14 protein-coding genes are annotated in these 12,663 nt (G+C 37.1%); 3 read left to right on the top strand and 11 right to left on the bottom strand.

What is annotated here, in order from left to right; translation table 11 throughout:
* The first annotated feature begins 60 nt into the window (after positions 1-60).
* Complete coding sequence (gene ribB / locus LC418_RS18115) at positions 61-1,182, top strand: 3,4-dihydroxy-2-butanone-4-phosphate synthase (RefSeq protein ID WP_111960525.1); 1,122 nt, start codon at positions 61-63, stop codon at positions 1,180-1,182.
* A gap of 108 nt (positions 1,183-1,290) precedes the next feature.
* Complete coding sequence (locus LC418_RS18110) at positions 1,291-1,872, top strand: Crp/Fnr family transcriptional regulator (RefSeq protein WP_223560162.1); 582 nt, start codon at positions 1,291-1,293, stop codon at positions 1,870-1,872.
* Positions 1,873-2,013: 141 nt separating this feature from the next.
* Here the strand turns inward: LC418_RS18110 and fmt are convergent, their stop codons facing one another.
* The 5 genes from fmt to folK form a co-directional block, all read right to left on the bottom strand.
* Positions 2,014-2,958: a methionyl-tRNA formyltransferase gene (gene fmt, locus LC418_RS18105; protein ID WP_223560161.1), complete on the bottom strand. Its 945-nt coding sequence runs from the start codon at positions 2,956-2,958 to the stop codon at positions 2,014-2,016.
* A gap of 165 nt (positions 2,959-3,123) precedes the next feature.
* Positions 3,124-5,043, bottom strand: a complete 1,920-nt coding sequence (locus LC418_RS18100) for a RecQ family ATP-dependent DNA helicase (RefSeq protein WP_223560160.1) — start codon at positions 5,041-5,043, stop codon at positions 3,124-3,126.
* A 77-nt stretch (positions 5,044-5,120) separates the two neighbouring features.
* Positions 5,121-6,557 carry an OmpA family protein gene (locus LC418_RS18095; RefSeq protein WP_111960533.1) on the bottom strand — a complete coding sequence of 479 codons (1,437 nt, stop codon included), beginning with the start codon at positions 6,555-6,557 and terminating at the stop codon, positions 5,121-5,123.
* 59 nt (positions 6,558-6,616) lie between these two features.
* Complete coding sequence (locus tag LC418_RS18090; protein ID WP_223560159.1) at positions 6,617-7,726, bottom strand: OmpA family protein; 1,110 nt, start codon at positions 7,724-7,726, stop codon at positions 6,617-6,619.
* A gap of 21 nt (positions 7,727-7,747) precedes the next feature.
* Positions 7,748-8,164, bottom strand: a complete 417-nt coding sequence (gene folK / locus LC418_RS18085) for a 2-amino-4-hydroxy-6-hydroxymethyldihydropteridine diphosphokinase (protein ID WP_111960537.1) — start codon at positions 8,162-8,164, stop codon at positions 7,748-7,750.
* A 21-nt stretch (positions 8,165-8,185) separates the two neighbouring features.
* Between folK and sppA the strand changes: the two genes are divergently transcribed.
* On the top strand, positions 8,186-9,940 hold the full coding sequence (sppA, locus tag LC418_RS18080; protein ID WP_223560204.1) for a signal peptide peptidase SppA: 1,755 nt from the start codon (positions 8,186-8,188) through the stop codon (positions 9,938-9,940).
* Between the two features lie 72 nt (positions 9,941-10,012).
* On the opposite strand, the gene LC418_RS18075 is transcribed toward sppA, so the two are convergent.
* The 6 genes from LC418_RS18075 to rpmB form a co-directional block, all read right to left on the bottom strand.
* Complete coding sequence (locus LC418_RS18075; RefSeq protein ID WP_111960539.1) at positions 10,013-10,267, bottom strand: GlsB/YeaQ/YmgE family stress response membrane protein; 255 nt, start codon at positions 10,265-10,267, stop codon at positions 10,013-10,015.
* A gap of 68 nt (positions 10,268-10,335) precedes the next feature.
* The gene (ftsY, locus tag LC418_RS18070; protein WP_223560158.1) at positions 10,336-11,289 is read right to left on the bottom strand and encodes a signal recognition particle-docking protein FtsY; all 954 of its coding nucleotides are present in this window, start codon (positions 11,287-11,289) and stop codon (positions 10,336-10,338) included.
* Entirely contained in the window at positions 11,286-11,765 is a 480-nt protein-coding gene (locus LC418_RS18065; RefSeq protein ID WP_111960543.1) for a RidA family protein, read from the bottom strand. Before LC418_RS18065 ends, ftsY begins: the two co-directional genes overlap by 4 nt.
* Positions 11,766-11,862: 97 nt before the next feature.
* Positions 11,863-12,015, bottom strand: a complete 153-nt coding sequence (locus tag LC418_RS18060; RefSeq protein WP_002976755.1) for a DUF4295 domain-containing protein — start codon at positions 12,013-12,015, stop codon at positions 11,863-11,865.
* A 19-nt stretch (positions 12,016-12,034) separates the two neighbouring features.
* Complete coding sequence (rpmG, locus tag LC418_RS18055) at positions 12,035-12,217, bottom strand: 50S ribosomal protein L33 (RefSeq protein ID WP_007841812.1); 183 nt, start codon at positions 12,215-12,217, stop codon at positions 12,035-12,037.
* 6 nt (positions 12,218-12,223) lie between these two features.
* The gene (gene rpmB / locus LC418_RS18050; RefSeq protein ID WP_002976757.1) at positions 12,224-12,466 is read right to left on the bottom strand and encodes a 50S ribosomal protein L28; all 243 of its coding nucleotides are present in this window, start codon (positions 12,464-12,466) and stop codon (positions 12,224-12,226) included.
* Positions 12,467-12,663 lie beyond the last annotated feature (197 nt).

The following is a 12,663-nucleotide window of genomic DNA, read 5'->3' as shown; positions in this document are numbered from 1 at the left end:
TCCATATTAATTGGCAGATGCTCATTTTTATAAGTATCTTTGCACAAATAAAAAGTAAACATGTCTGATATTAAATTGAATACCATTCCAGAGGCTATTGAAGACCTTAAAAATGGTAAAATAATCATAGTAGTAGATGATGAAGACAGAGAGAACGAAGGCGATTTTCTTTGTGCTGCAGAACTGACAACGCCGGAAATTATCAATTTTATGGCATTTCACGGAAGAGGGCTGATCTGTATGCCGCTTCCTGAAAAAAGATGCGATGAGCTTGGCCTTGAGGTCATGGTAAGCAGAAGCAGTGATCCTAAGGAAACCGCTTTTACCGTTTCTGTTGACCTTCTTGGTAACGGAACATCTACAGGAATTTCTGCAGGTGACAGAGCCAAAACAATTTTAGCTTTGATGGATGAAAAATCCAAGCCTACAGATTTCATGAGACCTGGCCATATTTTCCCGCTTCGTGCAAGAAAAGGAGGGGTTTTAAAAAGAGCAGGACATACAGAAGCTGCTATTGATCTTACCAATTTAGCAGGATTGAAAGAAGGTGGGGTAATCTGTGAGATTATGAATGATGACGGTACCATGTCACGTTTGCCTGAACTTCATGCTTTTGCCCAAAAACATGATATGAAGATCGTTTCCATTGAAGATCTGATCCATTATCAGCTTAAAAAAGGAAACCTTATCGAAAGGCTGGAAGAAAGAAAAGTAAAAACTGCTTATGGGGAGTTTGACTTTTTTGCATTCAGAGAAACATCCAATGACCAGATTCATTTTGCCCTGACAAAAGGTTCATGGACGGTTGATGAGCCTGTTTTGGTAAGAGTTCAGTCTTCAGATTCTTATTTTGATGTACTGACAAGACTGAATAACGGTGAAAAACCTTTACTGGAGAAAGTAACGAATATGGTAAATGAAGCAGGAAAAGGAGCTGTTATTTTCATCAATAACGTTTCAAATTCTGAAAATACATTGAGAAAACTTCAGCAGTTCCTGAATTACCAGGACGGACAGGAGCAGCATCCTACTTTAGCATACAATTACAGAGATTATGGGATCGGAACACAGATCCTGAAAAATCTGGGAATCAATAAGTTCAAAGTGATCACACAAAACCCTAATATCAAGCCACAGGTTGGTGGATATGATGTAGAGGTGACGGAGTTGGTTCAGCTGTAAAAGTGAATTGTGAATGGTCGGTTGTGAATGAACATTACTGATCATTTATAGAAATAAAATTAATAAAAAGGTTTAGGATTTTTCTAAACCTTTTTTTATTTTTAAACTATGACAGAGTCTTTAAAGAAACACATCAGAACGTATATTGAGATTTCAGATGAAAAACTTGAAAAATACTGCAGTGCATTCCGTATTCAGAAAATAAAGAAAAAAGATTTTCTTTTAAAAGAAGGAGACATCTGCGAAGCGGAAGGATTTGTATTGAGCGGATGTTTTAAAGTGTCCCGTACAGATAAGAATGCAGATGAACAGATCTTATATTTTGGAGTGGAAGACTGGTGGATTTCTGATATAGACAGCTTCATTAATCAGATCCCGTCCCAGCTCAATATCCAGGCTATTGAGGACAGTGAGATCCTCTTAATTTCTAAAGAAGACAAAGAAAGACTCTATCGGGAAATTCCTGAAATTGAAAGGCTGATGAGACTGAAGTTTCAGATGTCAATCATTGCCCTGCAACGAAGGATTGTTGATAATTTAAGCAAACCTTCCGATGAACGTTATCAGGACTTCCTGAAAGAATATCCTAAAACGGCTCACCGCTTGACAAATATCCAGATCGCTGCCTATTTAGGAGTAACTCCTGAATTTATCAGCAGAATCCGCCGGAAAATTGTAAGTGGGAATTGAGAGGTTTAACCCTTACGTCAATGGTGAATTTTGCTTCGCAAGTAAATGGTGAATGGGAGAATCAAGATTTAGACATCAGATTTCAAATTATTTAAGCTTTAACTTGTTTACGCTAAAACTCTCCACATCTCTTTCTCAAACTTACCTGCTTATTTCCTCAAAATTTCTAAATCCATTAAGGAAATCCTTCACGTTCATCCTTTTTTTGCCTTCAAGCTGAAGCTCCTGGGGAAAGTAAGCGCCGTCTTCTGTATAGATTTTAAACTCATTTTTAGAAATATCCAAAGTTCCGGAAGGTTTTCCATGATCTGAAATTTCAAATTTCCCACCGAATATTTTTAATCCTTTTTCTTCTTCGCCGATTTTTAAAGTTGTAAAAGCAGCTGGATAGGGCGACATTCCCAAGATAAATTGATGAACCTTTTTTGACGCTTTTGTCCAATCAATTCTGGTATCTTCTTTGAAAATTTTGAAAGCATTTTTAGGATGTTCAACATGTGGTTGAGGCTTTTCTACAATTGAGTTTTCAGCTAAACCGTCAAGTGTTTTTACGACCAGCTTTGAACCCATTACCATTAATCTGTCGTGAAGACTTCCCGCGTTTTCATTTGGTAAAATTTCCAGCTCTTCCTGAAGAAGGATATTTCCCTCATCTATTTTTTCGTTAATAAAAAATGTCGTTGCACCGGTTTTTTCTTCACCGTTGATCACTGCATAATTAATAGGAGCCGCTCCTCTGTAATCAGGAAGCAGAGACGCATGAAGGTTAAAAGTTCCCATTTTAGGCATTTCAAAAAGAACCTTAGGCATCATTCTGAAAGCTACTACCACAAAAACATCAGCATCCAGTTTTCTGAGTTCTTCTAAAAATTCAGGATTTCTCAATTTTTCCGGCTGAAAAACAGGAATGTTATTTTCTGAAGCATAGATCTTTACAGGTGACTGATTGATTTTTTGTCCGCGGCCGCTGGCTTTATCGGCAACAGTGACAACACCTACAACTTCATGATTCGACTGATGGATAGCTTCCAAAGAAGTTTTTGCAAATTCCGGGGTTCCTAAAAAAACGACTTTCAATGATTTCATACTGCAAAGATAAGGGTTTTTAGGAGTTGGAGAGTAATAGGGTTTGAGAGTTTGAGAGTAATAGGGTTTGAGAATTTTACGGTGAATAAGTAAGAGTTAAAGAGTCTGGAATCTCATGTATGATATCTGAGGTCTAAAATTTACTATTCACTTGCGAAGTAAAATTCACGATTCACCATTGCCCATGTTCAGCGCATATGTCCTGAAATTCAACATCTTTACCTTCCCCGAATCTAAAAGAAAAATCAGGTTTTCTAAAATGTTGTTTTTAGAATGATAATTAAGCTGTACCGAAAGGTCTTCAATGGTGGAAGGTTTTTTAGCCAGCAGATTAATGATCTGTTGGGAAATATTTTTCCCGAAAATGGATTGCTTGTTTTTTTCACAGACTGAGCATTGGCCGCAGTTCTTTGTATTCTTTTCTCCAAAATAAGCGAGAATAAGTTTCATCTTACAGTAATCATTATTTTCTATAAAAAACTTAATTTCTTCCCACTTCTGAATTTTGTTTTTTTGAATATGTTCAAAAAGTTTCCAATAAGCTGCATTAATAGCTCTTTCATCACGTGGTTTCAGGAATTTAATACTTGAGAGGGCACCGTCTACATATTCCAGATAATTTTTTTGTTGGAGTTCTTTAAGTCTTTCTTTAATAAGAGGAACACTTACCCCAATCTTATTGCTGACCTGTAGTTCACTGAACATTACTTTATGCGTAGTAATTCCTGATATAGTACGCAGCAGAAGTTCTATGAAGTAAGCATCTTTCTGAGGCAGCTGGTCTATTTCCTCAGCATTGAAGAGAAGCTCCAATGAAGACAGGCTTTTGTTGTCATTATGATAGATGATTTCCTGATTATGCAGAAAATTAAGGACATTGCTGATCTTTGCTTTCGACAGCCTGGTAAAATTTTGTATCCCCTGAATGTTCAGTTGAAAAACTTTTTCCGGAAGTTCAAATTCTGCAACCTGGAAAATAGAGTAGAGATAGGTGATGATTTTTAAAAATTCAGCTTTGCTGGGGGTCTGGTTTTTTAGGATTTCATCAAAATTAAATAATTCCTGTTTATTCCAAAGAAGAAACGCAAAACTGTCTTTACCATCTCTTCCTGCCCTTCCGATCTCCTGATAATAATTTTCCAGTGACGGAGCAGGAGAGAAGTGAATCACAAAGCGGACATTGTCTTTGTCTATTCCCATCCCGAAAGCATTGGTTGAGATAAGAACTTGGTTGTCACTGTTATTCCAGTGAGTTTGTTTGGCGTTTTTCTCTTTCGTCGTTAAACCGGCATGAAAATAATCTACATTTTTTATCTGGTTTTTTTTGAGAAATTCGGCCAGCATTTCTGCATCCTTCCGGGTTCTTACATAAACAATTCCGGAATCGTTATTATGCTTTAAAATATCAAAAACACGCTGAAATTTGTCAGAAACCTCATCCAAAAATATCCTGATATTTTCTCTCCTAAAGCTTTTCTGAAAAACAAACGGATTTTTAAGTTCCAGTTTATTCTTGATTTCTTCCAAAACTTTGGGAGTTGCAGTGGCTGTTAAGGCAAGACAGGGAATTTTAGGATGATTTTTTCTGAATTCTTTGATATTCTGATAGCTGGGACGAAAATCCTGTCCCCATTCTGAAATACAGTGGGCTTCATCTACAGCTATAAATGATAACTTAATTTCGTCAATATTTTGAAGAAACTGTATATTGGTCAGTCTTTCCGGAGATACATAAAGAAGTTTGGTAAGCCCGTCTTTACAGCGGTCGTAGACAGCTTCTGCGTCATATTCATCAAGCTCGGAGGACAGGTATTCTGCTTCGATACCCCGATGTTTAAGCTGGCTTACCTGATCTTTCATCAATGCAAGGAGGGGAGAGATTACAAGGCAGGTCCCTTCTTTCAATAAGGCTGGAAGCTGGTAGCAAAGAGATTTTCCTGCTCCCGTAGGCAGAAGGACGAGACAGTCTTTTTCATTAATGACAGCATCGATAATTCCTTCCTGAGAATCTCTGAAAGCATCGTAACCCCAAAAATATTTTAGGGTATCGTATTTTAATTTTTGGAAATCCTGCTGAGAAATCATAAGGTAAAAGTAATAAAACTATTACAACAAAAAAAGCCGTGCATGGCACGGCTTTGATATATTTACTAATAATTGTATTATTTAGCTTCGAAATATACTCTTCTGTTAGCTCTGTTTTTCCATTCAGGACATTTAGTAGCTGGTTCGCACTCAGGGTATTTAAGGTCTTTTTCACCTCTACCGATTGCGTTCAGTTTAGAAGATTCTACTCCGTTTTTGATCAAATAGTTTTTAACGCTATTCGCTCTTCTTTCAGATAGCTTTTGGTTATAAGCATCAGAAGCTCTTGTATCTGTAGCTCCGATTACGTTATACGCACCGTTTGAAGAGTTGATATATGAAACAGCATTATTTAAGATCGGAGTGTTTGAAGGTAAAATTCTGTCAGAATTTAAATCAAACTCAATTCCTTCAAGCTTAGTTTCTGTTTCTACTACAGGTCCTGCAGTTGTTGTAGGACATCCGTTGTTTTCAACAGGTCCAGGAACAGTTACACACTTGTCGTAAAGGTCAATTACACCGTCAAGGTCAGTATCAAGAGCAACACCAGCACCATCCACTCTTGCACCAGCAGGAGTATCAAGCTGTCTGTCCCAATCGTCACAAACTCCGTCGTTATCAGCATCACCTTTTTTACATACTTCAATATCCTGGTTCTTGTTAGCCAAAACATCAAGTTTGTAATAGATTTCCTGCAACGGATCATGCCACATTAGGTGAGATTCGTGTTTTCCTAATTTCAAGGTAAGACCTAAAGTAGCATTAAAGAAGTTATCTGATACCTGCTCTTCACGTTTGTTGATCGCACTGTATTTGTCACCTCCTCCATCGAATTCATCATCACCAGTTACTACATACATTACTCTACCTTCAAGATCAAGTCTGTTGTTGATTTTGTATTTTAAACCGGTACCAGCCTGCATGAACATTGAACCTAATTTGAAAGGTTTAACTTCAGTAGCAAGTCTTTGCCCGTTAATATCTTTCTGATAAGCTCTGTAAGCAATAGTACCTATACCTGCATACCCGTGAAGCGCCCATCTGAAAGGTGAATGATTATCAACTCTTCTCAATAGATTAGAGAAGTTGATGTCTCCCAATAAAGAGATCGCATCATACTGAGTTCTTGCACCTACAGCTGTTGCATCTGGAGCAGCATCTTTAGTGTTGAACCATCCTTGTCTTGTTTCACCTCTGTCATATTGTAATTTTAAACCGAACGCATGAGTGATCGCTTTATCAATACTTACATAAGCAGAGTAACCAAAAAGGTTTTTACCGTTACCATTCTTGATAGATGTTAAATCACCTGACTGTAACAGGGGTACACCTGCACCGGCTGAAATAGACCAGTCATTGAATCTTTTTGACTGATTGGTAAACGGAGAAACATTCGCAGAACCAGAAGAAAATGTGTTTGGATATTCTCCATTTGAAACTGCTGTTGAGTCTTGCGCATAGCTAGCGGCTGGAATTGCCATTGCTAATGCTACAATTGCTAAACTTAATTTCATAGTGTATTTTTTTATTTTAGTTAATTAAATGATTTTATTGTAATAAAAACAGTTGTTTCTTATTTTGTAGGACAACCGTTGTTTTCAACAGGGCCGGGAACTGTTACGCATTTATCATACAGATCAATCACTCCGTCAAGATCCATATCCAAAGCTACACCAGCGCCATCTACTCTTGCTCCTGCAGGAGTATCAAGCTGTCTGTCCCAGTCATCACATACACCGTCATTATCCGCGTCTCCTTTTTCGCATACTACAAGTTCTGTAGCTGCATTTTCTAAAACGCTTGTTCTGTAGTATGCTTCCTGAAGTGGGTCATGCCATGCCAAGTGTGATAATTTGTTTCCTAACTTGAAAGAAACTCCTAAAGTCACAGTCCAGGCATTATCAGATCTTGAATCACTGATCATATTATACTTTGAACCTGGAGTTGCCGGATCGTAGTCGTTGGGATCAGCCCATCCGCCTCCGTCGAATTCATCATCACCACTTACGATATACATTGTTCTTGCTTCAATGTCGATAAGTTTAGATACTTTGTATTTTAATCCTGCTCCAAACTGATAGTATAAAGAGTTAATGTCGAACTCCTTATTAATAAATAGAGGAATTCTCTTTGGATTTTCGCTCCATCTGAATTCATTCCCGTCATGCAAAGAAGTGTTGTAACCTTGGAACCCTATTCCTGCATAACCGTGTAGTGCCCATCTGTAAGGAGAATGATTATCAACTCTTCTCAATAAATTGGAAAAATTAACATCTCCCATTAAAGCAACCTGATCAAACTTGGTAGTTGCCGTACCTACTCCGGCTGCAACACCTGCTGAACCCGGTAACATTGCTTTCTGCTTTGTTTCACCTCTCTGATAGATAAGGCTTAATCCAAAAACATGAGTGATCTGCTTATCAATACTTACGTAAGCATTATACCCCCAGTTTACCTTTTTGTCATAAAAAGATCTAAGATCAGAATGCGCCATGAATGCAGCACCTCCACCAACGGAAATAGACCAGTCGTTGAAACGTCTGGCTTTGTTGTCAAAACGCTGTACATTAGCGGAACCTGAAGAGAAGGTATTAGGATACTCACTAGATGAGTTTACTGTGGTACTATCCTGGGCATAAGCCGCGATAGGTAGTGTGGCCAATAATAATAAACCTAATTTCATATATGTTTTTTATGTTTTATTTTAGATAAAATCTTTCAATAATATTTTAGAAAATTCCCTTTCATATAAATGCTTTTGATGGGGTATCTCTAATTTCTCTGATCTGAATTTCAGATCGTTATATTTAATGATATCAATATCTATTATTCTATCGCTATAACCGCCAGATGCAGATGAATCTTTAGTTCTTCCCATCTCAACTTCTATATTTTTAATAAAATCAAGCAGTTGTATTGGCGAGAAAGACGTGAATATTTCTGATGCAATATTACAAAAAATATTGGAACTAACAAATTCTACAGGTTCGGTTATTAAAAATTCGCTTGTTTGTGAAATGTAATTACCGCCCTCACTGATTTTTTTTAAAGCCAGTTCTAAATTTTTTTTTTGATCTCCCAGGTTACTTCCTAGTAACAAAACTACCTTATGCTGCGACATATTGGAAAATTGATTGATTTTATGAGAAGTTTCTTTAAAAACGTATTGGCAAATATAGTGGCTATTGTCCTATTATGTGCCTTATTTTTCGTCTTTTTCATTATGATGCTTGTGTTCAGTTCTATGGGGAATGACAAATCTGTTGTAGTGAAAAATAATTCTGTTCTTACGATTAATTTAAAGACTAATATAATAGACAGCCCTACTGAAGAGGAAATGGGCCTCTTCAATATCAGTGACAAAAGCAAGAGTGTAATGCTTTATGATGTGCTGGAAGCTATTAAAAAAGCTAAGACAGATGATCATATTAAAGGGATAAGTATTGAAGCTGATAACTTTCATGCAGGCATGACCCAGATTGATGATATAAGAAATGCTATTGAAGACTTTAAAAAGAGCGGAAAATTTGTATATGCCTATGGAAATGCTGTTTCCCAGGCCTCTTATTATTTAGGTTCTGTTGCCGACAAGTATTATCTTAACCCATCAGGAATGATAGAACTGAAAGGGCTGGCTACTGAGGTGACATTCTTTAAAGACTTTGCTGATAAATATGGAATTGGTATAGAGGTGATAAGACATGGGAAATTTAAATCAGCGGTTGAACCTTTTTTAAGAAATGATATTTCTCCTGAAAATAAAGAACAGCTGGGTACTCTTTTAAATGATATCTGGAAAAATACATCCACTAAAATGGCAGTTTCAAGAAAAATTGATACTGCACAGTTTAAAATGGTTGTCGACAGCTTATACGGGATGATCCCTGAGTTAGGATTAAAGTACAAGCTTGCCGACAAACTGATCCAGAAAACAGAGTATGATCAGATGATAAAATCAAAACTTAGCCTTAAAGAAAAGGAAAAGCTGAATAAAGTATCATTAGCGGGCTATATCAATTCTTATGCAGATGAAGATAAGTCCGGAGAGAAAGTAGCTGTATTGTATGCGTCAGGAGGAATTAACAATGGTGACGGTTATAACGAGATCTATTCTGAAAAATATATAAAATACATCAAAGATCTTCAGAATGATGATAAAGTAAAAGCGGTTGTTTTCAGAATTAATTCTCCGGGGGGAAGTGCTAATGCTTCAGATGAAATTTTATTTGAATTACAGCAGCTTAAAAAGAAAAAGCCATTGGTAGTTTCTTTTGGAGACTATGCAGCTTCAGGAGGATATTATATTGCGATGGCTGCAGATAAAATTTATTCAGAGCCTAATACGCTGACAGGGTCTATCGGAGTTTTCGGAGTGATACCTTATTATAAGGATATTGCAAACAAAAACGGTATCCGTTCTGATATTGTTGCTACCAATGCCAATTCTCAATATTATTCACCTTTGAACGGCGTTACCCCTTACGGAGTAAACCTGATCACCAGAAGTGTGGAAGGAACCTATAAAAGGTTTGTGCATTTCGTAACGCAGAACAGAAAGCAGACTTTCGAGCAGATTGACAATGTTGGTGGAGGAAGAGTATGGAGTGGGGTACGTGCTAAGGAGATCGGTCTTGTCGATGAGCTTGGAACTCTGAATGATGCGGTAAAGTTTGCAGCACAGAAAGCAGGATTGAAATCTTATCATGTGTCTTCTTATCCTAAAAGAATGTCTCCATTTGAGCAATTTTTCAAAGATCTGAATGAGGAAGATATTTCTGCAAGAATCATTAAAAATAAAATAGGTAAAGCCAACTATGAAATTCTTCAGCAGATTACAGATCAAAAACTGCAGTCTGAGGTGAAAATGGAAATGCCTTACCAGATCAAGATCAACTAAACTAAATTATATTGTACAAAAAATCCCGGGACTGAAATTCAGTCCCGGGATTTTATTTTTTATCTACTCGTATTAGCCTTTCCTAGTAGCCATTCCGTAAATCCAGAGAACGATAAGTGCTCCTCCTACGGCTAAAAGCATACTTCTGAAATCGAAACTGTCTGTAGTTCCCCATCCCAAAAGGCTGCCTATAAATCCTCCTACGAAAGCTCCAACAATTCCTAAAATAATCGTCATCAGCCAACCGCCACCTTGTGTTCCAGGCATAATAAGTTTTGCAATTGCACCTGCGATAAGACCAAATATGATCCAAGTTAAAATTCCCATAGTTCTAAATTTTTAATTGTTAATGTATAAAATTTGATATCTAAGTTAAAGATAAAATATGATAAATATCATCTTTTCTTAAAAAAAGAGTCTACAAATTCTGTACCATTAAACAATTGAAGGTCCTGCATCTTCTCGCCTACCCCTATATATTTTACCGGAATCTGGAACTGATCTGATATCCCTATAACAACACCGCCTTTAGCTGTGCCGTCAAGCTTTGTTACGGCCAATGCATTCACTTCTGTGGCTGCGGTAAACTGTTTTGCCTGTTCAAATGCATTCTGTCCTGTAGACCCGTCAAGAACCAGAAGGATCTCATGAGGAGCATCTGGAATTACTTTCTGCATGACTCTTTTGATCTTCGAAAGTTCATTCATCAGGTTGATTTTATTATGAAGTCTTCCCGCAGTATCAATAATCACTACATCTGCACGCTGTGCAACAGCGCTCTGTACCGTGTCAAAAGCCACAGAAGCCGGATCTGATCCCATATCCTGTTTTACGATAGGAACTCCCACTCTTTCGCTCCAGATGGTCAGCTGATCTACCGCTGCCGCCCTGAAGGTATCTGCGGCACCAAGGACAACCTTTTTTCCTTCAGACTTAAACTGGTGAGCAAGTTTTCCGATTGTAGTGGTTTTCCCAACTCCGTTCACACCAACTACCATGATGACGTACGGTTTTTTTGAACTGTCTATATTTCCTGTTCCTGCATGAGGGTTTTCAAGAAGCAGCCCGGAGATTTCTTCACGGAGAATATTGTCAAGTTCGCCTACACCCACATATTTATCGCGGGCAACGCGTTCTTCAATTCTTTCTATGATTTTGATGGTTGTAGATGCGCCTACGTCAGATGCAATCAGTATTTCCTCCAGGTTATCCAGTACTTCATCATCTACTTTGCTTTTACCGACTACGGCTTTCGTCATTTTTTCAAAGAAACCCTGGCTGGATTTTTCCAGACCTTTATCTAAAGTTTCTTTTTCTTCTTTTTTGAAAATATTTTTAAACCAACTCATAGTTCATTCTTATTTGTTTTTATAACTGCCGTAGCCTCTACTTCTATAAGGACGTCATCTCTGAAAAGACGGCTCACTTCCACAAGGCTGCTTACGGGAGGATTTTGAAGGTTGATATATAAGTCACGGATTTTTCTAAAGTCTGGTGTTTTGGAAATATCAGTAATGAAGATTCCCAGTTTTACAATATCCTTTCCTGTAGCTCCATATTCTTTCAGGATGAATTCGATGTTTTTAAAAACCTGTTGGGTCTGCTTCTCAACATCGTTTCCTACAAGATTACCCGAAGCATCCAGCGGTACCTGTCCTGAAAGTAAAATCATTGTAGAAGTTCCACAGTCTATACTTACCGATTGTGAAAGCCCTTTAATGGTAAAAACCTCCGGGGAGCCTTTGTATTCTACATTGTTCATTTTTTCCTGACCGAATGAAAATAGAAAAATTTCTGTGAAAACCAGAATGAAAATCTTTTTCATATGGATATATTTAATTGATTAATCATCTGGTGAACAAAGATAACAAAAAAACTACCCAAAATATGAGTAGTTTTTTATATTGTAAATAAAGTGGAGATTATTTCTTCAAATAACCATCTACTTCGTCTGCATTCATTACTTTTTCTTCGAAAACGTAAGCACCTGACTTAGATGACTTAACCATTTTCACAACTTTAGTCATTTTCTTTGACTGACCGCTTTGTAGGGTTGCTACTACTTTCTTTGCCATGGTAAATTATATTTATAAATTACTTGATTTCTTTGTGAACTGTAACTTTCTTAAGAACAGGATTGTACTTTTTCAATTCCAGTCTCTCAGTAGTGTTCTTTTTATTTTTAGTAGAAATGTATCTTGACATTCCCGCCATACCACTTTCTTTGTGCTCTGTACATTCAAGGATTACCTGAACTCTATTTCCTTTTTTTGCCATGATTTATTAATTCTTTTTAATCAATCCGTTTCTAGTAGCTCTTTCAATAGCTTCCTCGATTCCAATCTTGTTAATCACTCTCAATCCATGAGCTGATACTTTCAGTGTTACGTGCTTATCTTGCTCCGGAAGGTAAAACTTCTTCTCCAATAAGTTAATTTCAAAACGACGCTTCGTTTTGTTATTAGCGTGAGAAACGTTGTTACCAACCATTGCACGCTTTCCTGTTATTTGGCAAATTCTTGACATATCTCGATGTTCTTATTTGTATAATATTTGAGGTTGCAAAATAACGAAGAATTTTTTAGATAGACAAATCTTTTGAAAAATATTTACAAATAACTGACTGATTAATAATCATGAATTTTAAAATAAAATAATTCCCGAGGCACGCTGAGCCAAGTGACTGATATATTTCATGTAAACTTTCCGGGAAATGCAAATCC

This window comes from Chryseobacterium lathyri, from assembly GCF_019970085.1.
Lineage (GTDB): Bacteria > Bacteroidota > Bacteroidia > Flavobacteriales > Weeksellaceae > Chryseobacterium > Chryseobacterium lathyri.
The sequence above is the reverse complement of the archived record's forward strand: the minus strand, read 5'-3'. Positions and strand labels throughout refer to the sequence as shown.